The organism is Novosphingobium sp. BL-S-33 (assembly GCF_056857025.1).
Genome location: NZ_CM166475.1, coordinates 851,629 through 874,583, shown reverse-complemented (window position 1 = coordinate 874,583; position 22,955 = coordinate 851,629). Strand labels below are relative to the sequence as shown.

Below are 22,955 nucleotides of genomic sequence, written 5' to 3'. Positions count from 1 at the left end.
TGCAAACCGCATGCATATTCCGGAAGGCTCCCATGCAAGGCTGGATACCCGACATCAGCGCGGCGCGCGGACCGAAGTACCTGGCGATTGCCGAGGCGTTGTCGCGCGATATCGATGCCGGAACGCTGCGGCCCGGTGAGCGCCTGCTGCCGCAGCGAGCGCTCGCGGAAGCTCTGGCGGTGGACCTGACCACCGTGACCCGTGCTTACGGCGAAGCCCAGCGCCTCGGCCTTATCGAAGGAAGCGGACGGCGCGGCAGCTTCGTCCGTGCCAAGCCGGTTTCCTCGCCCGGCATTTCGCTTGGCGATCCGGGAGATGTGGGTATGAACGCCCCGCCGGAAGCATTCGGCGGGACTTTGGCGGCCGCCTTTCGCGATTGTGCCTCTGCGCTCCTTTCATCGGACAGCGTGGCTCTGCCATTCCAGTATCAGCGCAGCGGCGGCGGATCCGGCATACGGCAGGCCGGTGCCGAGCTTCTGGCGGCTCGCAACATTCCGTGCAGCGAAGACAGCGTGCTCGTGGCGGCGGGCGGGCAGAACGCGCTTCACGCCATCTTCAGTGCCGAGTTCAGCGCTGGTGACGTGATCGCGGTATGCGCATTCGCTTATCCGGGATTGCTGGCACTGGCCCGCCGGTTCGGCGTCGAACTGGCCGCGATCGCTTCCGACGAAGGGGGAATGGACCCGGCCGCGCTTGAGGAAGCTTGCGCCGCGCGCCCTATTCGCGGTCTCTACATCGTTCCGACTAACGATAATCCAACGACAGTGACGATGCCGCTTGAGCGGCGGGAGGCCATTGCCGCGATCGTCAACAAGCACGATCTCCTGCTGATCGAAGACGATGCCTATGGTTTTCTGTCAAGGAACCCTGTCAGTCCGATTGCCTCGCTTGCCCCCGACAATACGTGGCACATTGCCAGCGTATCGAAGGCTTTGACGCCGGGACTACGGGTTGCCTGGCTGCGCGCTCCGGATGTGGCGAGGGCATGGCGGCTCGCGGCCGACATGCATGAGACGGCTATCATGGCCCCGCCGCTGAATGCCGCCGTAGTGGCCGAGTGGATCCGCACCGGCACTTTCGAGAAGCTCGTCGGGGAAGTTCGCAGCGAAGCCCGCGCGCGGCAGGCGATTGCGCGCAAATGTCTCCCGAACGAAGCCTTCGGATCGCAGGAAGATGGGTATCACCTGTGGGTCGCGGCGGGCGAGGGCGCCCATGCGCAGCACATTGCGGACGCTCTGCGCCAGCACGGTCTTTCCGCGATTCCGGGAGATGCTTTCGCGGTCGACCGGGCATCGAACTCGGGAAGCGCCATGCTTCGTGTCTCGATTGGCGGATCGATTTCCAGAGAGAGATTGCAACGCGGCCTGATCTTGTTGGCTGCTCTGATCCGTCCGGAGGCATCCCGACGGGTCAGTCTGGTTTAATCCGGAACCGCACGGCTGGAAGCGATGTCCCGGAGCGCGTCCTTCATCGCGTGCTTGGCCGTGTTCGCGGCCGGAAAACCGGCATAGGGCACTGCGAGGTAGAGCATTTCCTCAAGCTCTTTTTGCGTGATCCCGAAATCGAGCGCGATCCGCACGTGGTGCTTCAATTCTTCCGTCTGTCGCAGCGCCATGAGCATGCCGATGACGACCGCGCTGCGCATACGGTTTTCCAGACCCTCGCGGGACCAGACTGTGCCGTAGGCGAATTCGGCGGCCCAGGCCGCGCATTGCTTGCCGAAATCGTCTGAGTCGATGTGTTCGCGCAGGCCCGCCTCAAGCGGTTCGCCAAGGACGTCACCGAGCAGCCGAACGCCGCGTTCCTGCTTGTCGGAAGGGGTTCCCATCGCTTTCACACCTCACAATTCGTTGCAGCGAACATGGACTTTGGTCTCGTCATTCGGGCCGCGCAGAGTGGCGAACATCGCCGGGAGATCGACGAGCGGGATCTCGTTGGTCACGATGGTCTTCGGATCGACGTGGCCCTTGTCCATCTGGCCGGCGATGTATGTGAATTCCTTCATCGAATAGCCCACCGCGAACTGGATCGAGACGCATTTGTACGATGCGATCGCGGGAATAATCGGATCGGGCGCGGTGCAGAAGCCCAGTGAGACGATCCGGCCGAACTGCTCTGCATGCTGGATCGCCTTGGTCAGCATGCCCTCGGCGCCGACGCATTCGAACACGATCTGCGGAGCGCCGCCCAGCGCTTCCGTGACCTCGCCGATCTCGCTGTCGCCGTACTCGACGAAGGCGTCCGCTCCCATCGCCAATGACAGGTCCTTGCGGCGTGCCGAGCGCGACATGGCGACGATGCGTCCGGCGCCCAGTCGCCGTGCCCAGTAGATCGCGTAAAGCGCGACCGTGCCGCCGCCCAGCACGAGCACCCGGTCGCCCGGCTTGATCGCCGCGAAATTGACGCCGTAGAGGCTGATCGCCAGCGGTTCGATCAGCGCGCCGTCGGTCAGCGACAAGGTAGAGGGCAGCTGCGTCGCGACGCTTACGGGAATACTGGCGAACTCCGCGAAACCGACCATCGCCTTGGCCGGGCTCGACCGGCACAGCACGTTATTGCCGTGAGCATGGCAGGACTGGCACTGGCCGCAGGCTACCGAGGGCAGCACCGCGATCCGTTCGCCGATCCGGAACCCCTCGACCTCGCGGCCGAGTTCGACGATCTCGCCCGCATATTCGTGGCCGAAGCGGGCGTTCGGGCCGTAGTCCCAGACCCCGCCCTTGGTCATCGACAAGTCGGTTCCGCAGATGCCGCAGCGATGCACGCGGATGAGCACTTCGCCCGGGCCTGGGCGAGGGTCCGCCACTTGCTCGATGACGATGGGCTGGCCTTTGCCGGGATAGATCGCCGCCTTCACTTGGCCTTCTCCACCAGATCGTAGCGCTGGATATAGTCTCCGAACGGCGCCCGCGCCTGTTCTTCGGTCATGCCGTAGTCTGCGATCGCATAGCGATGGACGCCGTGCTGCAGTTCCGGCTTTTCCTCGATCCGCCGCGCGAAACCGGCGCGGGTGGTATCGGGAATGTCCATGCCGATGAAATCGTAGATGCGTTCGAGCACGTCCATCGGCTGCCGATGGAAATCGCGGTGCACCACGTCGAGCACTTGCCCCGGATGGCGGCTGCGGACCGCCTCCGCCTTGCGGACCGCGTTTGCCCATTTCGCCACTTCGCGTTCCAGCATGATCGCCGCGCGTTGGTCGGCGCGGTCCTGTTCGATGGTTGGGTGCGAGGCCATCAGCAGCGAGACCAGCGAGGGGATCGCCTTGGCTGGATCGCGATGCGTCTGGATGACTTTGGCATCGGGAAACACCGCAAACAGCAGGTCGAGATTGTCGATATGGCCGGGGTTCTTGAGCAGCCAGCGCTTGTCGCGATCGTTCACGCCGATGAGCTGGACGCATTGGCGATAGTAGTCGTAGGCCGGTGCTTCGCTCTGGCATTGCCACCAGGCGTCATAAGTTGCCGCCGACCAGCCGCAGTTCCAGAGGTTCGATACGAACGAATGGCGCAGCAGCATGCAGCATTCGTGGACTTCCTCGGCCGCGACGTGATGCGCGGCGCGCTTTTGCGGCGCCACCGCATAGCGTGCCTCGATCAGGGCGAGGGACTTGCGGAACTCGGGATAGTTCTCCCACTGCTCCACCGGCGGCCGGGGCATCGGCGCGTCGAGCAGCCAGGTCTGCAATCCCTGAAAGCGCGGATCGACCGCCATCAGGCGGTGCAGGGCAGTGGTGCCGGTACGAGGGATGCCGGTGATGACGACCGGGCTGGCGATGGCGACCGCATCGAAGCCGGGATTGTCCTTCATTGCGCGGAAGGCCCCGGCGCGGCTGCGCAGTACGCCGACGATCTGGCCCCAGGCGGCCCGCCGGCCCCGATCGGTGAAGTGCGGGTCATAGTCCATCGACTGGAGCATGACCTTCAGGCCGGGGAGATAGTCGCCGGGCCCGAAGTCGTCATGGCCCAGTTCGGCGGCGACGATCTCATGCGCCCGGTCGCTGGCGGTGCGGAATTGCTCCGGGGGATCGTAACCGAAATCCATGGCCTGACTCTCTCTTGTTTTTTGCCGGTGTTCGCGCTGTTACCAGCGCCGCCGCCGCTGACAGGCGCGCACGCGCTGGCGCAGTTCCTCGGCGCGCTCCTCGGGTGTCACCACCGGCGTATCGGCAGGCAGGTGCGCGCGCAGGTCGGCAAGCTTGACGCGGGTGATCGTCGGGGTGGGCTCGCTGTCGCAGTCGTACCAGCGGCCGTAGATACCGCCCTCGGTATAGCCCGCCGGATCGAGCCAGTTCGGCACGCCTGGATCGTCCAACGCGATCACGGCGCGGTACTTTCCGTCCGAGCCGAGCTTCGCATAATGCCCGTTGGAGCTGGAAATCCGATAGACATATTCAAGCGCGTTGAAGTACGGATCGTTGAGCTGGATGTTCCAGTACGGCGCCCGGGCCGGGATATCGGTCTCGATGATGAGCGCCTCATCCGGCTCGAACTGGAAGCAGGCCGGCCAATAGACCTGTTTGACCAACGCGCCGGGCATGCGGATCGGTTCGAAGACATTGAAGCCGACCCGTTCCTTCACGCCGTTCTGCATCGGGTAGTAGAGGTTGGTCTTGCGGCCCGGGAACTTCGCCATCTCTCGGATGCGGCGCAGGATTTCCTCGGGCGAAAGGCGCGGCTTGGGCGGGACGGGATCGAGGCACTCGATGGAGAGGCGCGGGTCCACTTCGTTCAGCCAGTCGTAGCTGCGATAGCGCAAGTAGAGATAGCCTGCCTCGGGATCGATCTTCGCCCACTTGCCCTCGTAACCGGCCGGACGTTCGGCGCTGAAGATCACCGAGAAATCCTCGCCGAGTTCCAACCCCAGATCGGCATCGTCCACTTCGTTGTGGCCATTGGGGCGGGGCATTTCGTCGACCGACCCGGACTGCACCTTCTGGCTGGTGAAGGAGAGGATCTTGCAGGTGCCGCGATTGCCGGAGATCCGGTAGGTCAGGTCGCCCCGGATCGGCGACTGGACGTAGATATCGTCCGGATTGGGCTGAAGCGTGTAGACCGGGTTCCACAGTGGCGCCCAGTCCGGATGCTCGGGCGTGGCGTGAAAGTACGCGAAATAGGCGTAGGACAGGCTGGTCATCGTCTGGCGATAGACGTCCGCCCGGTAGGCGGGATCGTCCGGCCGCCATGTCTTGTCCAGATTGACGACCGCGCTTTCAAGATCGGTCAGATAGGCAAGCAGCGTTGGTTCGATTTCCACGACGGTAGCCTCTCCCTGCCGATGCCCGGACCGGCGACATAAAAGATAGTGATAACTATCTATCTTTGTGAACGCGCTTCCGGCAAGCGATTTTCCGCAGCCGATGCCCGATCTCTCTACGCTGCAGCGATCTTACTTCTTTTGGCTGCCCATCATGAATGAGGGATCGATCGCCCCGGTCATGACGCCGCTGGCGAAGCCCTGATCGGTATAGAGAAACGATCCGGTCACCGCGCCGTTGAGCGGGCTGTTCAGCAGAATGAGCGGCCAGGCCTGATCCTCCGCCGTCGCGATCCGGCCGAGAGAGGGGTAGGGCCAGCTATCGAGGAATTCCTGGCTCAGCACGTCGGCGGACTGTTCCATGAACGCCGTCTTGGTGGGGCAGGGGCCAATCGCGTTGAAGCGGATGCGGCGGGTGTTGCCCAGTGCCACTGCTGCGTTCTGGACCCAGACAACCAGCATTTCCTTCGACGTGGTGTAACCATCGCGCAGGCGCTTCGCGGGATCGGCCTCTACCCATGCCAGCGCTTCGTCGGGATCGGAGATGGCCAGCATTTCAACGCTCTGGGCAAGGTTCTTCTGCCAGCCCATCGCGGCGTCCGAGGAGATCAGCGCTATTCCGGCGCCATCGGCGAGCGAGGGGACGAGCTGCTCCACCAGCAACCGCGTGCCGATGTAGTTTACCCGCATGCAGTAGAGCGCGCCCTTCACATGGGGCGGCAATCCGGCGCAGGGAAACAGAAAGTCGATGGGCGCCAGCGCCTTGAGCGCCTCGGCTGTAGCGCGGACTTGCGCGAAATCGGACAAGTCGCAGGCGTGGAACCCGGCATGAGGTACCTTGGGCGTCTGGATATCGACGATGTGCACCCGGGCCCCAAGTTCGCCGAGAATGCGGGCGACGGCTTCGCCCATGCCGGACGCTCCGCCCGTGACGACCACGGTCTTGCCCCGATATCCCAGCCCATCCAAGCCCTGCACCATTACGCGCACTCCCATCCCGATTGCTTCCGGCTTGGGTGCCGGTTTTCGCGCTCCTCATTACGGCGGCGCTATTGGCGATGCAAGATAGATAGCATACACTATCATTATGTACCGAAGGCAATCGGATAGGGGAGTGTCGAGTCAATGGATCTCAAGCTCGCAAGGCAGGGTGGAACTTTCGATACCGGATCGGGCCTGCTCCGCGCCGAGCATTTTCAGATGGCCTACGCCACCAACGATATCGAAAAGGCGCGGGAGTTCTTCGCCAGCGGTCTGGGTATTCGCGAATTCCGCAGGCTGGAGGGGCCGCTTGCGGCAGGTGGCTACATCAAGGCCGATTTGGCGTGGGTCGGCTCCATCATGTACGAATTGATCGAGGCGACCGGGCCGGGCTCGGCGATCTACATGAGCCGGCAGCCCGCCGGCGAAGGCGTGAAGATCTGGCATCACCACCTAGGCTTTCTCATTCACGATAAGGAGCAGTGGGACGGCGTGATGCGGCAGGCGGAACGCAATGGCTGGGATATTCCCTATCGCAGCAGCAATTCGCTGCTCGACGCCTGTTTCGTCGATGTGCCGCAACTGGGGCACTATCTGGAATATCTCTTCGCCAATCTCACCGGGATCGCGTTTTTCGAATCCGTGCCCCGGCAATGACCGGGCCCTGCTCGATCTACAGGTTTCCTTCCGGGGACCATCTGGCGTAATCGGCGAATGCCGACACGAACAACTGGAGCCCCCGTGGAATCAACGAAGCCTGCACGCCGCAAACGGCGCACCTCCGAGGAAGTGACCAGCCGAATTCTTCAGGCGGCCGAGGCGGAATTCAGGCAGTGCGGCTATTCCGGCGCCACCACGGCGGCCATCGCGCGCAAGGCGGAAACCACCGAGGCGCAGCTTTTCCGGATGTTCTCGTCGAAAGCGGCGCTGTTTCGGGAGGCGGTGTTCCGCCCCCTGAACGACCATCTCGAACGCTTCAGTTCCAGCCATGCGGTCGGCAGCACCAACAGGGGCACCCGGCGCGAGAACGCGGAACTGTACATTACCGAGTTGCAGCGCTTCCTCTCGGAGCATTCGCAGCTGTTGCTGGCCGTGCTGACCGCCAGCAATTACGGTCAGCAGGATGCGACCGGTTCCGAGGCTATCGACAGCCTCAATGCCTACTTCGAAAAGGGCGCGCAGGTACAGGAGCAGCGCGTGGGGGAAAAGCCGCGCGTCGATCCGCGTCTGATGGTCAGGGTGTCCTTCGGAGCGGTCCTTGCCAACGTGATGTTCAAGGACGTGCTGTTCCCTAAAGGCTTGGCCGATGATGACGATATCAACGCTGCGATCGTGGATTTCGTGCTCGACGGTATCAGCGCCAATTCCGAATAGAGCGTTTCATTAGTGCGCCACGTTCGAATGGAGCGTGAGCAATCGATATATCGCTTCGTCGCCCTCGCGAATGCGGGGGGCCCGCTTTCTTGCGGTTTCGTGCCACGCAAAAAGGAGCGGGATCCCCGCCTTCGCGGGGATGACGGGGTTTGGGGGCCGATTTTGTTGTTTAGGGGCGGTCGGGGAGAACGGCTCTGGCATGATCGTTCCCCGGCAAACTGACGCTCCTAAATCCAGTCCCTCCACTTGAACCACAGATAGGGAATGATGGTCGACACAAGGCACAGGACGAGCGCGAAGGGATAACCTAACCGCCAACTCAGTTCGGGCATGACGTGAAAGTTCATGCCGTAAATGCCAACCACAAGCACCGGCGGAATGCCCACCACGGACGCGACCGTCAGCACTTTCACCACGTCATTCTGCTCGATACTGATAAAGGCAGTCGCAGCGTCCTGCTGAAGCTGGATACGGCCGCCCAGGCTGGTCTCGAACTCGTCGAGCGAGTTGATGTCGTGGCGCAGCGATTCAAGCCTGTCCTGCATCGCCTGGTCGAGCTTCGGCGTGCAGCGATCGAGAACGAAGCTCACCATGCGCCCGATACTCAGGAACGCATAACGTGCACGGGACGCACGGTCGCTCGCCTGGCCCATGTTGCGTATGATCTCGCGGATCTTTCGCGTTTCTCTCCGGAGCCCCTGTCTGGTGGTCTCCTCGAAAAACAGCGATTGAGATGCCTGAGACACGATTTCCGAGGCGTGTTCGAGGTGGTCCGCCGCACGGTCGACAATGTCTTCCAGCAATGCCGCAAGCGCGGACGCCGAGGTGAGCTGCGGCGCATGTCGCAACTCGTCGGCAACAGACGCAAATGTCGCCAACTCGGCATAGCGAACCGTGACCAGCACTTCGGGCGTGAAGATGAAGCCGGTTGGCGCCAGTTGCCAATGCCCTGTATCGACCCCCGCAATCAGGGGCGCGCTCATGTAAAGGATGTGGCCGTCGGCGCGGAGGCGGCTCGATGTTTCGATTTCCCGAAGCGCGTCCAGATCCGGGATATGGATGCCATAGCGCTCCCGGACCATGTTCCGCTCGCCCTCATCGGGTGACAGCAGATCCAGCCACTTGGCGTTGCGCTCATCCTGCCCGTTCGGGAACGCTCTCAGCATGTTGCTCTCCCGTGGCACGGTACACGGGAACAACAATTGGATCTGGACAACGTTCCAAGTGCGCGGAGGCGGCGCTTTCGAACAGCGAATCGATGGCCGAGCGACAGTAATTCACCTTTTCATCGACCGACAGGCTCAGGCCGCGATCGGGCTCTATCAGCAGATGATCGCTTTTCTTGTCGCGCTGCACGGTCAGCGTCACCGAACCGCGCGCCGTGAATTTGAAGGCGTTGGACAACAGGTTCTTCATGATCTGCTCGACGCGCTGGGCATCGGTGTTGATGCGCGCCGGCAGAGCCGGATCGTGCTCGATGTGGAACGCCACGCCCTGGTCGCGCGCCACGGGCTCGAAGCTCTGGCTGAGATGACTGACCATGGCATCGACGGGGGTGTCCTCGGCAATGATGCTGATCTTGCCGGCCTCTACCTTCGACAAGTCGAAAATATCGTTGATGAGACCCAGCAGTTCCAGCCCGCCATTATGGATGACGCGCGCCTCTTCCACCTGTTCGGCCGTCAGATTGACTGTCTCGTTGGCCGCAAGCCCGCGCGACAGGATCAGCAGGGAATTGAGCGGCGTGCGCAGCTCGTGGCTCATATTGGCGAGGAATTCGGATTTGTATTTCGACGATTGTTCGACCTCGCGGGCCTTTTCCTCGATCAGGCGCTTGGCTTCCTCCAGATCGCGCGACTGAGCGCGGATGCGTTCGTTCTGCTCCTCCAGCGCGCTGGTCTTTTCCTCAAGCTCCTCGTTCGACGCCTCGATTTCCTCGTTCGAGACTTTCAGCTCTTCCTGCTGCATCTTGAGCTCTTCCTCGCGCCGTTCCAGCTCCTGCGTGTAAAGCAGCTGCTGGGCCAGCGAGCGGGCACGGCTGCGCTGATAGAGCCAAACGGCAAGGACGATGCAGGCATAGTAGAACAGCGTAACGATCCCCATCAGCCATTTGTTGTGATCGAGATTGGCGGCGTCGACTTCCTGACGCTGCCGGAGCAGATGTTCTTCTTCCGCGCCCATGATGGTGAGTTGCTCGCGGACGTGCTCCATCAGCGACCGGCCGTGGATCAGCGTCGCTTCCGCCACGGCTGCGGGCTGCTCGGGAGCCTGAGGTCCGCGCGCATTTATCGTTGCGGCCAGATAGTCGAGCAGGGCCCGGCTTCTCACGTCCATCTCGTCGAGATTGGCCTGTTGAGAGGGATTGTCAGCCGTCAGGTTGCGCAGCAGCACCAGTTCCTGCCGGATGGAGCGGTGTTCGGGCGTTCCGCCATCATCGAGCGAGGCGCTTTGCCGTCTCGCAGGGCATCGTGATAGGCCTGAAGAAAGTCGGGATTTCCGGTCAGCAGATAGCCGGGCTGCCCGGTCCCGGCGCTTTCATAAAGATCGCGCAGGAGGGAAATGTGCCGACGGACCAGGTAAGTATGATCCACCCAGCCGCGCGCCCGGCCGAGCGCGGCATCCTGACTTACGAACATGAGCGCAGCGAACAGGTAAACGAGGGTAATCACGCCTATGGCAATTGCCGTGGCATGGCGGGCAAGCAGGTTTTCCCTTGGCGGCGCAGGCGTCATGCGAGGCTCCCGGAATGCCGGAGGCCGCGATGGCGTTATCGGGAACCGTCGTGGCCGGCCCCTGTTGATGGATCGAAAGTTCCTTTTATTGCCTAATGATACCTTAGGTTTTGGTACGCATATAAAGCGCGGCCAGGGTCACGTAATCGCCAAGAATCTGTCATTCGTTCGACCGGCAGGCTTGGCCTCTTACGAAACCGAAGCCAGCCCTTATATGCGCTTCGCCATTTCTCCCTGCCCCGAAGGACAGCGCTTTATGCCCCAAGAGACCGTATCGATCCAAACCGCTGACGGCACCTGCACTACTTACGTGCTCACGCCCGAAGGGGAGGGCCCTTGGCCCGCGGTCATCTATTACATGGATGCCTTCGCCATCCGGCCGGCCGTATTCGAAATGGCCAGGAACCTGACCGATGCGGGCTATCTGGTGCTGTTGCCCGACCTGTTCTACCGCCATGGACCCTATGAGGCACTGGTCCCCAAGGACGTGTTCGCCAACAACGCCTTCGCCACGGACGTGGCGCCGCTGATGGCGTCTACGGACAATCACAAGGCCGGTCGCACCGATACCGAGGCGCTGATCGCCTATCTCGACACCCGCAGCGATGTGAAGGGTGACAAGATCGGCACCGTCGGTTTCTGCATGGGCGGCGGCATGGCCATTGCTGCGGCAGGCTTCTTCCCCGATCGCGTGGCGGCAGCGGTCAGCTTCCACGGCGGCAATCTGGCCACTGACAAGGAGGTCAGCCCGCATCTGCTGGCGCCGCAGATCAAGGCCGAACTGCTGGTTCTGGGCGCCGATAATGACCATTCCTATCCGCTCGACATGGCTGAGCGGCTGGAAGCGGCGCTGAATGAAGCGGGCGTGACCAATACCTGCAAGATCTACGAGGGCGTTGCCCATGGGTGGACGAAGCCCGATTTCCCGATTTTCGACGCTGAAGCGACGGAACGCGGCTGGGGTGAAGCGCTGGCACTGTTCGATGCCCACATGAAGTAAGCGGACGCCATCCGTGCCAAGGCCCGGAATCGGATAAATCTTCGTTGGAGCGTGATCCGAACGCTGAATCGGATCACGCTCTTTATTCTTTGTTCTCCGCATATTCCGAGTCGCCGGAGGATGTCTGGAAATTCGCCGAAAGCGAGTTTTCCGGCACCGACCGGCATTTTCCAACAGACTCTCAGGGGCTTAGGCCGCGATTGAAAATGCCCAAAAATTCGTAGCATACGACAGAGTTTTTTCGGAGGGTGAAAACCCGGATTATGTGCTGTCGAGGCTCGAATCACCTCTGTCCGATATGGTCAGACAAGGCCGCCGATCACCGTATTTGCGATGGAATTCGCGGTTTTTCTCATTCGCGATGGCGGCGGCGGATACCGAAATTGGCCGCCTTACGGAATTACTTAGCTATTGATCTTCTGCCGCTGCCATAGGCATAATCGCTTTACAGGTACGCGCTGGGCTTTTTTCCTGCTACTACGTCCTGACGCCCTGCGTGCTGCGTCCACGCGCATGGGTGAATTTTTTTACTGAGCGCAGCGAAGGTACGTTCGTAGTCATGGCATTTGACAGAGGAAATCGCGGGAACGGCCGCGGCAAGCGGGATCGTTTCGGAGAGGGCGATTCGAACCCATTTGGTGGTGATCGTTTCGGCGGTTCCGACCGGTTTGGCGGCGGTGGTGACCGCTTTGGTGGCGGCGGCGATCGCTTTGGCGGCGGCGGCGGCGGTTTCGGCGGCCCGCGCGGCGGCGGCGGTGGCGGCTTCGGCGGCCCGCGCGGCGGCGGTGCCCCCTCGGTAGTCGTTGGCGAAGGCCGCGGCGTTGTGAAGTTCTTCAACTCGGATAAGGGCTTCGGCTTCATCCAGCGCGAAGACGGTGGCGACGATGTGTTCGTGCACATCAGCTCGGTTGAGCGCGCCGGTCTCAGCGGTCTGGCCGAAGGTCAGCAGCTTGAATTCCAGCTCGTCGATCGCGGCGGCAAGATCTCGGCCAGCGAACTGGTGGTCGTGGGCGAAGTGATCGCCGTTGCCAAGCGCGAATCGGCTGCGCCGCAGCGCCAGCTGACCGGCGAAAAGGCCACCGGCACCGTGAAGTTCTTCAACTCCATGAAGGGCTTCGGCTTCATCACGCGTGATGATGGCCAGCCGGACGCCTTCGTGCACATCAGCGCTGTCGAGCGTGCGGGCCTCTCGGGCTTGAACGAAGGCGATCAGCTTGAGTTCGAGATCGAAGTCGACCGCCGTGGCAAGACCTCGGCTGTAAACCTGGCGGCACGCTGAGTTTACACCGACTGCGAGCCGCTCTTGCGAGACGGCTCGGGAGCTTGATGCTCTGATAATGTTCTCGCGGTGGAGCGATTTGGGCGGCTACGTCCGAAGTCTCTCCACCGCGTAGGGCTCGGCCGACGGGCTGCGCGGGCCCAAATTCATCCCCACTCGAATTTCAGCGGACGCGAAGAGACATGTCCTCGCGTGATGCGTTCTGCTGTCCGAATATCCGGATGGTTTGTTCGCCGGACGCTGGCGATCCCCTTGGCAACGCGCGCTCAGACTCATGTCGTCCACGGCCACTACCCGGACCGTCCGCGAAGAAGGCGCCGCCTTTACCGCGTTGTAGCGCTACATGTCCGTCTCAATCGTCGATCCGCAATGGTGGCTTTATTCATCAAGGCCACTGAATAGATCATCCAAGATGGCGGATCCTCAACGGGCGGCGGCGGCCGCATTCCATTTTCCAGTAGCCGATTTGACGTTCTGTTTTCCCATCGATCCGATTGGGGGGCGGGATGAGGGCTTCATCTGCCTGCCAAGAGCACTGTCGTGCACTGGTGAGACGTTCGTCCCTCGCAGCGCCACAGTCCGGAAAAGCCGTTTGTTAATGAAAAATAACGAAAAATGAATATACGGGCACCCGAACATGCCGGGTGCCCTTTTTGTAAGATAACGATTTGGCCTTCTCGATGGCGGCATTGCGCATTGGAAGAATTTTTTTTGAATCTCGCGAAACAAAATAAAGAGTAATAAAATTAAAATAAATATCCAGATGAATAGCATTTTATTTCTTATAATTCGTCATATTCAGAAAAACTATTCGACCGAAATCAAATAATTCGTGTTCGGAAGATGTTTTCCAAATATATCCGTGTTGATGGAATAATTTATTGTTTCCAAAAGGAGGACTTCATTGCTTCGGTTTGTTTTAATTTCGTCGGCCGCAATTTTGCTCGCCCCTTCCACTTCGGCGTTGGCTGCACAGCCAACGGGCGCGCAGAAGGCGCAGGTCGCAGCCGAGAATGACGTTCCCCACTGTGAGCGCAAGCTGGGCACCGTGTCGGTAGCTGATGGAGACGATCCGTTTGGATGGACCCAATTCAGCCTTGCGCCGCCTTCCAAGCTGCTCAAGGTGCTGATCCAGCGGTCGGGCTGCTTCAATCTGGTCGATCGCGGCACGGGCCTTCGCGCGGCCGAACAGGAGCGCAACATCGGCAACGGCCTCGGTTTGCAACGCGGGGCCAATGTCGGCGTGGGTCAGATCAAGGCCGCCGATTATGTCCTTGTGGCCGAGGTTCAGGCCGCGAACCGCAACGCCAGCGGAAGTTCCGTCGGTGGTCTTGTGGGCGGTCTGGTCGGAGGGCGCTTCGGAGCGCTGGCAGGCGGTATCAATAGCCGCAAGATGGAGGCGAACACGGTGTTGTCGCTTACCAACGTGCGGACCACCGAGACTGTACAGACCGCCGAAGGCTATGCGGTCAAGAACAGTCTCTCGTTCGGTGCGGGCGGCGGATCCGGGTTCTTTGGAGGCGGTATCGGCGCGGTCGGCGGCGGGTATGACAATACCGACATCGGCAAGATCGTGACGATGGCCTTCATCCAGGCCTATTCGAAGATGGTGACCGATCTCGGTCTGCTCCAGCCGGGTTCAGCTGCCACGGCCGAGGCCGCCCCGACCAAGACCTTCACGGCGATCGGTCCGGTCGCGATGCACAAGACGGCCGCCGCTGGCGGGGTCATTCGCACCCTGCCATCGGGTGCGATGGTCTACCAGACCGGCAAAAAGAATGGCCTGTGGTGGGAAATCGCCGACGAGAACGACAATGTCGGCTGGGTGCTCAATACCAAGCTCGCGCCTACGCAGTAATTCCCGGCCCGATGGCCCGATAATCGCCTGACGTTGCCGGCCTCATTGAAGAGAGCCGGCAGCGCTTGGTTGGCGCGGCATGCCGCCGCCCGCTGGACTGAGCAGCGACCGGCTATTGAGATGTACGAAGCGACACTTCCTGCATTTATGCATCCGCCGTCGATCGGGACATGGATACCGCGATCGATTTGTAGGCAGGCGTGCCGCTGGCGGGATCGAAATCCTCCAGCGGAACAAGGCAGTTCGCCTCCGGATAGTAAGCCGCCAGCGAGCCTCGGGCGATGGCGTGCTTGATTACCGTAAAGCCCTTGAGCGCGCGCCCGGAGGGCGTAGTCACGTCCACCACATCGCCATGGGCAAGGCCCAGCATGCTGAGGTCTACTTCGTTGGCGAAGATCACGTCGCGCCGCCCGGTCACGCCGCGATAGCGGTCGTCCAGGCTGTAGATCGTGGTGTTGTACTGGTCATGGCTGCGGATGGTGGTGAGCAGCAGCGGCCGCGCGCCTTCGTGCGGCACGATGGGATGGGCGATGAACTGCGCCTTGCCGCTGGGCGTGCTCCACACGCGGTTGGTCGGCCCGATGGTCAGGCGAAAGCCGCCGGGCTCTCGCACGCGGATGTTGAAATCGTGGAAGTCGGGATAGACCTGCTCGATGCCCTCGCGAATGCGGTCGTAGTCGGCCACGAGCGCGTCCCAGTCCACCTGTGTATGCGGCATCGCCGCCTTGGCCAGACCCGCGACGATGGCAGGTTCGGACCGGACATGCGGCCCCGGCGCCTTCAGCTTCCCGCGCGAGGCGTGGACCATGGACATGCTGTCTTCCACGGTGACGAACTGCGGGCCCGCCGCCTGCACGTCCAGTTCCGTCCGGCCGAGGCAGGGCAGCACCAGCGTTTCCTTGGCGATCAGCAGGCAAGTGCGGTTGAACTTGGTGAGGATGTTTACCGAGAGATCCAGCTTGCGTACAGCCGCGAAGCAGGCCTCGGGATCGGGCATGGCTACGGCAAGGTTGCCGCCCAGCGCGATCAGGGCCTTGGAGTGGCCGTCGCGCATGGCTTCCAGCGCCTCGACCGCGTTGTGGCCGTGTTTGCGGGGGGCGGCGATCCCGTAGGCGGCGTCCAGCCGTTCGAGCATCGCCTCGGCCGGGATCTCGGTAATGCCCACCGTGCGGTCGCCCTGCACATTGCTATGGCCGCGCAGTGGGCAGATCCCGGCGCCCGCCTTGCCGAAATTGCCGCGCAGCAGCAGGAGATTGGCGATCGACTGCACGTTCTGCGTGCCATGGCGATGCTGGGTGATGCCCATGCCGTAGCAAACGATCACCCGCTCGGCGTTCATGTAGACTTTCGCCATCGCTTCGATGGCATCGCGGGTCAGGCCGGACGTGGTCTCGATCCAGTCCCACGAGGTTGCGTCGAGATCGGCCCTGAGCGCCTCGATCCCCTCGGTGTGTTCGGCGATGAAGGCATGGTCGAGCGCATCCGCCTCGATCACCAGCTTCATCATGCCCTTCAGCATCGCCATGTCGCCGCCGATCCGCACCTGATGATAGGCGGAGGCCAGCGGCGTCGCATGGGTGGAGAGCATCTCGGTGGGATGCTGCGGAGACTTGAAGCGCTCCAGCCCGCGTTCGCGCATCGGATTGGCGACCACGATCGGCACGCCCCGCTTCGATGCTGCGGCCAGCGTGGAGAGCATGCGCGGATGGTTGGTGCCGGGATTGTGGCCGATGCAGAAGATGGCGTCCGCATGGTCGAAGTCTTCCAGCGTCACCGTGCCCTTGCCGATGCCGATCGACTTGGGCAGGCCCACGCTCGTCGCCTCGTGGCACATGTTGGAGCAGTCGGGGAAGTTGTTGGTCCCCAACTCGCGCGCGAAAAGCTGGTAAAGGAATGCCGCCTCGTTGGAGGCGCGGCCCGAGCAGTAGAATTCGCAGGCGTCCGCATGGTCCAGCCCTTGAAGCACCGCTCCGGCGCGCGCGAAGGCCTCGTCCCATGGGATCGGCACGAAATGGTCGGTCTCGGAATCGTAGCGCAGCGGCTCGGTCAGGCGGCCCGCGTCCTCCAGCGCGTGATCGCTCCAGGTCCACAGCTCGCTGACCGTATGGCGGGCGAAGAAGTCGGGATCGACACGCTTGACGGTGGCCTCCCAGGTCACCGCCTTGGCGCCGTTCTCGCAGAATTCGAACGAGGACGTGTGCTTGGGATCGGGCCAGGCGCAGCCGGGACAGTCGAACCCGTCCGGCTGGTTCATCTGCAACAGCGCGCGGGTATCGGGGCTGGCCTTCATCTGCTCGCGCACAGTGCGCGCAACGGCGCCCAGTGCGCCCCAGCCGCCGGCCGGGCCCCTGTAGTCGCTAATGCCCGTAAGCGTGTCATCGGCGGTCCGATTGTCGGCCATTGCTGGGGTTCCTTCCGGTTATCCTCGATCCCGCTCGTGCGGCGGATTCCAGCTTCGCAGGGATGGTGGATGATTCCGCCAAGGGTTCAAGCACGATGTGACCAAACGCGCTATTGCTGACGGAAACGTGGTAGTGTCGGTGGGGATCCTGCGCCATCGATGTTGCCCCAGTGTCAGTACTCAGGCGGGCTGGCCGCGCCGGGAAGTCCCCTTATAAGTCAGGCACGTCACTGGGCAGCATCGGCGGCTTGTGCTTCCTGCGAGAATCTCTCCTTGAAGAGGTCAAAGGGCTCGTTGCCGGGATTGGCCTCGCGGAACGCCTCGCGGCCGGCGTCTTTGAGATAGTCGGCATAAAGCATTGTCGTGGTGCCGATGCGCCGCACGGAGAGGACGGTGTCCATTTGCTCCATGAATACGCCGAGCTTTTCAATTGGCGCGCAGGCGATGACCTGGAGATTGAACTCTCGAAGCAATGCCAGGCAGCTGTTCACGTTTCCGCCGTCGAGCGCGTTGAATGCCTCGTCGAACAGGATGATCCCGAGCCCAAGCCTGTCCCGATTGTCTTCCGACGAGTGGCACACGTTCGACATCGCGCAGGCCATGGCGATGTAGAACGGTACTTGCTTCTCGCCGCCTGAGCCGCTGCCCTGGCGCTTGGCGTAGTCCGAAGTGACGCGCTCGCCGTCGAGCGTGGTGGTTTGCAGATCGAAGTGCAGATAATTGCGATAATCGCTGATCTGCTCGACGTTGTCGCCCTCGTCGATCATCCGCTTGATGCGCTCGACGCCTTTCATCAGACTCGGTTCGATTCCCGAATTTGCATCGTCGAACAGCGTGCTGACATCGATGCTGTTGAGTTGCACCCGGCGTGCAATCTCTACGATCTCGGCAAAGAAGCGATCGGGCTTCACGTCAAACCGATAGAGTTCACCATGGAACGGTCGCATCTGGAGGCTGCGATTGAGACTGCGGATTTGCCGTTTCGCGCCTTCGATGCGGTCATGCAGTTTGACCAGCATGTCCGTTTTGAGCGACGTCTCGATCGACGTACGCGCTTCCTGGGCTTGCTCGCGGTAGTCGCTTAGCGCGTTGTTGACGATGGCTGCCAGTTGCTTCTCAAGCCATTCCAGCTGGATGGCCGGGGCATCCTCGCGTCGGAACTGGTCGGAAATACCGGCTTCGAAGGCGTAAGCGTAAGCTTTCTGCGGCGCCTGCACTGCCAGGTGACTGACGCGGCTGCGTGCTCTGGTGGCCATGTCCTGCGCCGCGATCTGCACGTTTTCGAGCAGCCCGCCCTGTTCACGCATCAGGTGCTCGAAATCGGCCATGGCCGCGTCGCGCTCGTCGGACGGCAGGATATCGCGGTCGGCGAACACGCCTTGCGCCTTTTCGAGACCTGCTTCGGCGCCCGACAGTTTTTCCTTCACAATCCCCACCATGGGGCCGGCGACGCGTTCGGCGGCCGCGTCGGCTTCAAGTTGCTGACGCAGATCTTCGAGATCGGATTTCAGCCCTTCGAGGCGGTCCTGAATTTCAACGGGCCGCTCACCTTCCAGAGTTCGGATGTTGTCCCGGATCTGTGCGACCGCTTCAGCGGCATGATGGCGAATGCGTTCCAGCTCTTCGAGGTTGCGACTGCCGCCGACTTCCAGGAATTTCTGGATGCCTTCGATAAGACCCTTCAGCGCTGCGGCATCGGCCTCGTGACGCGTATAGGCGCGCTCCTGCGATTCCAGCAGGTTTTCGAGGATGGGGATGTTCTTGCGATTGGCGTCCTTGCCGAGCCGGTGGACCCGGGCCGGGCGCCGATTCTCGATCGAGCCGCCCGACGCAACGAGACAGTCGGGCGTAACCGCGCGGTCGAAGCGGAGCAAGTCGTGCTCGCTGTCGACCCGGCGCACCGCGTTCAACCGGCGGTTGATGAAGGCTCGCGCATGAACGCTCTCGGTGGCGATGATGTCGGCCAGGCTGCCTGCCGTCGGCGCTTGTCCAATTTCTCCGGTCTTCGTGGTGTTTACGATCTGCGTGCCGGGATAATCCCTGCGTTGCTGGCGGAGCAGGGTAATCGCGCGCTGCGCTTGATCGGGCTCGACCACCAGCGCTTCGCCTGCCGCACCCAGCAGCGTTTCGGCGGCATCGGTCCAAAGCTCGTCGGTGACTTCGACGAGTTCTGCGATAGGGGTGGCTTCGATGTCGTGCGCGGCCAGATACTGAATGAGCCGCAATGTCGGGTCCGCGATCAGCGCCTTGCCGCCGGAGAGACGCTGCAACTGCTCCCGGTTTTCGCGGATCTGGGATCTCAGCGTGACGAGATTGGTGAGGTGGCTGTCCCGTGCGCCCTGAGCTGCGACGGCATAGCGCTCCAGCGGCTCGAGCGTGCGATGAACGATCTGATCGACATCGCGCGCGGCAAGGCTGGTCTCGCCGCCTACTCTGGCGCGCAAGGCCGCCAGTGCATCGCGTGCCTGTTGATATTCGTCCTGCGCATAGACCAGCACCAGTTTGTCGGCGAGGCTGGCCGCGGCCGCGACGGAGGCGAAATAGGCCTGATAGGCTTGCTCGGCATCCGTATGCGCGCGCTCGGCATTCGGCAGGTTGATCTCGCGAAACCCGCGGATCGCCTGCTCCCGGCTATCGTTGTCGAGAGCCCGGGTGATTTCCTTGATCTCGTCCTGCGTCCGCGTGAGCGCCTCGCGGGTTTGCTTCACCCGGCGCTCCGCCAGTTCCCACTCTTCCTGCTTGCGGGCGAGCTGATCGGTTACCGCCTTGACCCGCTCGGCCAGTCGGTCGCGTTCGGCCTTGCCCGCCACCCAGCGCATGCGGACTTCTTCCGACATGCGGTCGAGCAGTTCGCGGTAGGCTGTTACCGCTTCGGTGACTTGCTGCTTCTGCTTCTCCAGCTCGTCGATCTTTTTGAGTAGGCCGCGCCAGGTCGCGACCGACTTTCTCAGCTCCTCGATATTGAGCCCGGCCGGATCGAGTAGGAATTCACGCACGAACTCGGTCGCCGACTTCATCTCGCGGATGCGCAGGCCGTTTTTCAGCGTCTTGAGAAACTTCTCGGCATCGGCGTGATGGCCTTTGCCGCCCAGCGCCATGAGCACGCGCCGGGTGAAATGGGTGGGGCGATGCCCGAGATTATCGAACCCCGGCACGCGCCTGAGCCGTGTTACCAGCTCGTCGTACGGCACGACATAGGGCTTGCCGTCGATGTCCTGAAGAAAATCGGTGTCACGCAGGGCCTGATCGGGCGCGATGAACGCCCCCAGTACCTCTTCGCTTTGCTGTCCTTCCACGGCGCTCATGCCGACGCCGATCGTCCAGCATTTGCCATCGCGTTCCCGTTCGAACACGAGCGAAACGTAGCTGATGCAATTGCTCCGCAGCGTCTCTCCGGCGACCCTGCCAAGGCAATAATCGTACACCGAGCGAGTTTCGCCGACTTTGCGGGTCTGGCCCGCCGTGACGTTGGCGCTGGCGTTCAGCTGGAAATAATTCCTGTTGTTGCCGGTCAGCACGACCTGGATGGCGTCGAGTATTGACGATTTGCCCGCCCCGTTCGGGCCGATCAACGACGTGCTGCCGCGCACGTCGATGGTCAGGCTTTCAAAGGTGTACCAGTTGATCAGATTGATGCGGCTGAGTTTGATCATTGCACAATTGCCTCGTCCGCGAGGGCGTCTTCGCCCTCATCCGATGTAAAGGCGGCGTCATCGACGGGGGTGCCGTCGTCGCCGTCATCTTCTGCGAAGTCGGAGAGCCCGCCGGGGATTTCTGCGGTGTCCTGCCGCGCATGGGTGGCGGCAATCCACTCCGCGATCCGTGCCTGATAGGCCTCGCCGGTGACGCTTCGGATCGCCGGCCGGATGGTGATGGCGACCCCGTTCTCCAGCGGAATATCCTCGCCAAGGTCGATGAAGCGGCGCTTGCGGAATGCCTCAAGGATCTTGCGAACGCGCGGCCACGGCGGCCGGGGCCGTGCAACCCACTGGTCGTAGCGCTCCAGAACTTCCATGGAAGTCGTCGCGATGAGGCCGAATTCTTCCTGGCTCATCGACACGACGCCCTGCTCGAAGGTGGCTCGCAGGGCGAGGAGAATGATCGTCTCGTCAAGCGAGAGCATCGTGCGGGTCAGGCTGTCCTGAGGCCGCAGTTCGATCATCATCTCGTCGGGCTTTATCACGAGGTCGCGTCCGAGTGCATCGAACAGCCCGCCAAAATAGCCTTTGTGGCGCACGATCAGGTCATAGGTTCCCGAGGCATTGTAATCGTCGCGGAAGAGGCATTGTTGCGCCAACAGACGATCTGCCGCTTTGACCATCATCTCCTTGGTGAGATCGCGGTTCTGAGGACGGTCGAGCAGCTCTTCGAGATCGTAGAGCGTTGCGTTAGCCATGATCGATTTCCAGATTTTCGGGAAGATTGCGGTAGACGCTGAAGGCCGAAAACGCCGACCAATCGGTGTCTACCAAGGTGTCGAGATCGTGCGACACGCGGAACCGGCGCAGCAATTCCTTGCTGCCGAACATATCGAGTTGCCGGACCCCTTGCAGAAGCAGGGCATCCTCGGGTGTTTCGACGACAAAATCACGGGCATGAAGTTCCGCCGCGGATCCGAGGTTGCGCTCGATGTAGCCGGCGATCTTGTCCGGGGTGACGGAGAGACGCACCAGATAGGCCTGCTGCGCCCGGTCGTAAGCGTAGAGCGCAGGATCGATTTGCGTTTTCTGTACCGAAGTAGGTGTTGCCGTGACGCGCCGGGATGATGGGCTGGCCAGGTTTCCGGGCCCCCAGTGACGCACCGGATCGGCGAGGTCGGATGGAACGGGAAGCAGGGCGTCCCAATCGAGATCGGTCGCGCCGACATCCCGCAGCAAATGGGTCAGGCGTACGAGAGTAGAGCCATCTATCTCGTTCATATAGCTGATGGTCCGCGCAATGCGCTGTTCCAAACGGCTGCGAAAGGCGTCGATGTCATCCAGCCGTTCCTCGGCGGCATCGAAGATCCGCTTCACCTGGCCGAGATGCTGACGCACTTTGGAAATCGCGATTTCGTACGAGGAGGCAAGGCCCTGGGCGACATACCCCTCGGCAAAGGCGGCAACGATCTCGTTGTCGTGTTCGTAATCGGAAATGATCTGGATGATCCGATTGCGATGACGAAACGGATTGTTGGTCGTCTTGATGGCGCGGTAGTCCGAGATCAGCACTTCTTCGACGAATTGAAAGAAGCTTGCCAGGATCCGCGTGGGCTGGGGATCGGCAACGATGCGCTGCTCATGCGCGCGCAAATTCCCGATGATGGCCGACAGGTGCTGCTGGAAACGACGGGCCCGCGCAGCACTGTCCGCCAGGGATGAGGCCTTGTCGAGCGGGTTGTCGCCCAGTCGCTCGATGACGCTTTCGAGCGCGGCGATCGTGCCGCCGAAATGAACTGCCTCGCCCTCTTCGATCGCGCTTAGCGTTTCGAGAAGCATCGAAACCGAGGCTTCAAGATCGACCATCTGCACATAGCCGCGGCGATGTTCGACCAGCCAACCGGCCTGCTTCAGGCGGAGATAGACGTTATTCGGGTTCTGGCTTGCATCCGCGTTTGCAGCGTCCGCGGCAAAGTCCTCCACGAGATCGGACAACCTGTCGATCTGCACGGCAATGAAGGCAACAAGCTCGTCCTTGCGAACAGGCTTGGCGTAATTCTCTCCGAAGAACTCGCGATAGATCCACAAGATCAGCCGGGCATAGTCACGCTTGGCAGCGGACGCCAGAATACCAAACAGACTCGGCGGAAGATGCCCAAACAACGTATCTTTTATTGTACCGTCTTGCTCTGACTCGCTTGCTTCGTACATCGTAACCTTGTCGGGTGTGGGCGGCCCATTCGCTGCGCGGCGGTTCTTTCGCAGCGCGGGCTGGGGCGGATAGAGCGCGCCGTTTATGACCGCAACCAAGTCCGATTTTCTATGAACATGTTATAGCATCGGGCAGCGCGGGCGTGCACGCCCCCGCTGCCCGTGAAGGGGATGAACCCATCCTCCGGCGCGGGATCGAGGCCGCATTTGGCCGCGTTCCAGCGC

The 22,955-nt window shown here is 61.8% G+C and carries 18 protein-coding genes; 6 read left to right on the top strand and 12 right to left on the bottom strand.

The genetic code is table 11. From position 1 onward, the window contains the following. Positions 1 to 32 precede the first annotated feature (32 nt). Positions 33 to 1,424, top strand: coding sequence for an aminotransferase-like domain-containing protein (locus AC1VVM_RS20560; protein ID WP_482957277.1), 1,392 nt, complete (start codon positions 33 to 35; stop codon positions 1,422 to 1,424). Here the strand turns inward: AC1VVM_RS20560 and AC1VVM_RS20555 are convergent. The 5 genes from AC1VVM_RS20555 to AC1VVM_RS20535 form a co-directional block, all read right to left on the bottom strand. Next, positions 1,421 to 1,828, bottom strand: coding sequence for a carboxymuconolactone decarboxylase family protein (locus AC1VVM_RS20555; protein ID WP_482957276.1), 408 nt, complete (start codon positions 1,826 to 1,828; stop codon positions 1,421 to 1,423). The two genes, AC1VVM_RS20560 and AC1VVM_RS20555, sit on opposite strands and share 4 nt — an antisense overlap. Positions 1,829 to 1,840: 12 nt before the next feature. Then, on the bottom strand, positions 1,841 to 2,857 hold the full coding sequence (locus AC1VVM_RS20550; RefSeq protein WP_482957275.1) for an alcohol dehydrogenase catalytic domain-containing protein: 1,017 nt from the start codon (positions 2,855 to 2,857) through the stop codon (positions 1,841 to 1,843). Next, entirely contained in the window at positions 2,854 to 4,044 is a 1,191-nt protein-coding gene (locus AC1VVM_RS20545; RefSeq protein ID WP_482957274.1) for a sulfotransferase family protein, read from the bottom strand. Before AC1VVM_RS20545 ends, AC1VVM_RS20550 begins: the two co-directional genes overlap by 4 nt. 39 nt (positions 4,045 to 4,083) lie before the next feature. Continuing rightward, the gene (locus tag AC1VVM_RS20540; RefSeq protein WP_482957273.1) at positions 4,084 to 5,256 is read right to left on the bottom strand and encodes a hypothetical protein; all 1,173 of its coding nucleotides are present in this window, start codon (positions 5,254 to 5,256) and stop codon (positions 4,084 to 4,086) included. A gap of 132 nt (positions 5,257 to 5,388) precedes the next feature. Further along, positions 5,389 to 6,237, bottom strand: a complete 849-nt coding sequence (locus tag AC1VVM_RS20535) for an SDR family oxidoreductase (RefSeq protein WP_482957272.1) — start codon at positions 6,235 to 6,237, stop codon at positions 5,389 to 5,391. A 144-nt stretch (positions 6,238 to 6,381) separates the two neighbouring features. Between AC1VVM_RS20535 and AC1VVM_RS20530 the strand changes: the two genes are divergently transcribed. Together AC1VVM_RS20530 and AC1VVM_RS20525 are read left to right on the top strand one after the other, a co-directional pair. Further along, a complete protein-coding gene (locus AC1VVM_RS20530; RefSeq protein WP_482957271.1) occupies positions 6,382 to 6,894 on the top strand; it encodes a VOC family protein in 513 nt (170 codons plus the stop codon). A gap of 84 nt (positions 6,895 to 6,978) precedes the next feature. Further along, entirely contained in the window at positions 6,979 to 7,611 is a 633-nt protein-coding gene (locus AC1VVM_RS20525; protein ID WP_482905597.1) for a TetR/AcrR family transcriptional regulator, read from the top strand. A gap of 227 nt (positions 7,612 to 7,838) precedes the next feature. Here the strand turns inward: AC1VVM_RS20525 and AC1VVM_RS20520 are convergent, their stop codons facing one another. Genes AC1VVM_RS20520 through AC1VVM_RS20510 form a run of 3 tightly spaced genes read right to left on the bottom strand, consistent with a single transcriptional unit; the run spans position 7,839 to position 10,343 of the window. Continuing rightward, positions 7,839 to 8,777, bottom strand: a complete 939-nt coding sequence (locus AC1VVM_RS20520) for a magnesium transporter CorA family protein (protein ID WP_482905596.1) — start codon at positions 8,775 to 8,777, stop codon at positions 7,839 to 7,841. Beyond that, complete coding sequence (locus AC1VVM_RS20515; protein WP_482957270.1) at positions 8,746 to 10,002, bottom strand: sensor histidine kinase; 1,257 nt, start codon at positions 10,000 to 10,002, stop codon at positions 8,746 to 8,748. The genes AC1VVM_RS20520 and AC1VVM_RS20515 overlap by 32 nt, the downstream gene beginning before the upstream one ends. Next, the gene (locus AC1VVM_RS20510) at positions 9,984 to 10,343 is read right to left on the bottom strand and encodes a CHASE3 domain-containing protein (protein ID WP_482957269.1); all 360 of its coding nucleotides are present in this window, start codon (positions 10,341 to 10,343) and stop codon (positions 9,984 to 9,986) included. The genes AC1VVM_RS20515 and AC1VVM_RS20510 overlap by 19 nt, the downstream gene beginning before the upstream one ends. A gap of 256 nt (positions 10,344 to 10,599) precedes the next feature. Here AC1VVM_RS20510 and AC1VVM_RS20505 point away from each other — a divergent pair, with 256 nt between their 5' ends. The 3 genes from AC1VVM_RS20505 (at position 10,600) to AC1VVM_RS20495 (ending at position 14,480) form a co-directional block, all read left to right on the top strand. Further along, positions 10,600 to 11,343, top strand: coding sequence for a dienelactone hydrolase family protein (locus AC1VVM_RS20505; protein ID WP_482905594.1), 744 nt, complete (start codon positions 10,600 to 10,602; stop codon positions 11,341 to 11,343). Positions 11,344 to 11,902: 559 nt separating this feature from the next. Further along, complete coding sequence (locus AC1VVM_RS20500) at positions 11,903 to 12,622, top strand: cold-shock protein (RefSeq protein ID WP_482905593.1); 720 nt, start codon at positions 11,903 to 11,905, stop codon at positions 12,620 to 12,622. 964 nt (positions 12,623 to 13,586) lie between these two features. Then, entirely contained in the window at positions 13,587 to 14,480 is an 894-nt protein-coding gene (locus AC1VVM_RS20495) for a CsgG/HfaB family protein (protein ID WP_482957268.1), read from the top strand. 145 nt (positions 14,481 to 14,625) lie between these two features. On the opposite strand, the gene AC1VVM_RS20490 is transcribed toward AC1VVM_RS20495, so the two are convergent. From AC1VVM_RS20490 to AC1VVM_RS20475, 4 genes are all read right to left on the bottom strand, one after another. Further along, entirely contained in the window at positions 14,626 to 16,881 is a 2,256-nt protein-coding gene (locus AC1VVM_RS20490; RefSeq protein ID WP_482957267.1) for an FdhF/YdeP family oxidoreductase, read from the bottom strand. Positions 16,882 to 17,108: 227 nt separating this feature from the next. After that, positions 17,109 to 20,534 (bottom strand): SbcC/MukB-like Walker B domain-containing protein, encoded by a 3,426-nt coding sequence (locus AC1VVM_RS20485; protein WP_482957266.1) that lies wholly within the window; start codon positions 20,532 to 20,534, stop codon positions 17,109 to 17,111. Then, positions 20,531 to 21,277, bottom strand: a complete 747-nt coding sequence (locus tag AC1VVM_RS20480; protein WP_482905590.1) for a DUF4194 domain-containing protein — start codon at positions 21,275 to 21,277, stop codon at positions 20,531 to 20,533. The genes AC1VVM_RS20485 and AC1VVM_RS20480 overlap by 4 nt, the downstream gene beginning before the upstream one ends. Further along, positions 21,270 to 22,682 carry a Wadjet anti-phage system protein JetA family protein gene (locus AC1VVM_RS20475; protein WP_482957265.1) on the bottom strand — a complete coding sequence of 471 codons (1,413 nt, stop codon included), beginning with the start codon at positions 22,680 to 22,682 and terminating at the stop codon, positions 21,270 to 21,272. Before AC1VVM_RS20475 ends, AC1VVM_RS20480 begins: the two co-directional genes overlap by 8 nt. Positions 22,683 to 22,955: the final 273 nt, after the last annotated feature.

What these genes read in the sequence shown, in the direction of transcription:
- AC1VVM_RS20560 (WP_482957277.1), top strand. Translation starts at nt 33, where the DNA reads ATGCAAGGCTGGATACCCGACATCAGCGCGGCGCGCGGACCGAAGTAC.
- AC1VVM_RS20555 (WP_482957276.1), bottom strand. Translation starts at nt 1,828, where the DNA reads ATGGGAACCCCTTCCGACAAGCAGGAACGCGGCGTTCGGCTGCTCGGT.
- AC1VVM_RS20545 (WP_482957274.1), bottom strand. Translation starts at nt 4,044, where the DNA reads ATGGATTTCGGTTACGATCCCCCGGAGCAATTCCGCACCGCCAGCGAC.
- AC1VVM_RS20535 (WP_482957272.1), bottom strand. Translation starts at nt 6,237, where the DNA reads ATGGTGCAGGGCTTGGATGGGCTGGGATATCGGGGCAAGACCGTGGTC.
- AC1VVM_RS20530 (WP_482957271.1), top strand. Translation starts at nt 6,382, where the DNA reads ATGGATCTCAAGCTCGCAAGGCAGGGTGGAACTTTCGATACCGGATCG.
- AC1VVM_RS20520 (WP_482905596.1), bottom strand. Translation starts at nt 8,777, where the DNA reads ATGCTGAGAGCGTTCCCGAACGGGCAGGATGAGCGCAACGCCAAGTGG.
- AC1VVM_RS20510 (WP_482957269.1), bottom strand. Translation starts at nt 10,343, where the DNA reads ATGACGCCTGCGCCGCCAAGGGAAAACCTGCTTGCCCGCCATGCCACG.
- AC1VVM_RS20505 (WP_482905594.1), top strand. Translation starts at nt 10,600, where the DNA reads ATGCCCCAAGAGACCGTATCGATCCAAACCGCTGACGGCACCTGCACT.
- AC1VVM_RS20500 (WP_482905593.1), top strand. Translation starts at nt 11,903, where the DNA reads ATGGCATTTGACAGAGGAAATCGCGGGAACGGCCGCGGCAAGCGGGAT.
- AC1VVM_RS20490 (WP_482957267.1), bottom strand. Translation starts at nt 16,881, where the DNA reads ATGGCCGACAATCGGACCGCCGATGACACGCTTACGGGCATTAGCGAC.
- AC1VVM_RS20485 (WP_482957266.1), bottom strand. Translation starts at nt 20,534, where the DNA reads ATGATCAAACTCAGCCGCATCAATCTGATCAACTGGTACACCTTTGAA.
- AC1VVM_RS20480 (WP_482905590.1), bottom strand. Translation starts at nt 21,277, where the DNA reads ATGGCTAACGCAACGCTCTACGATCTCGAAGAGCTGCTCGACCGTCCT.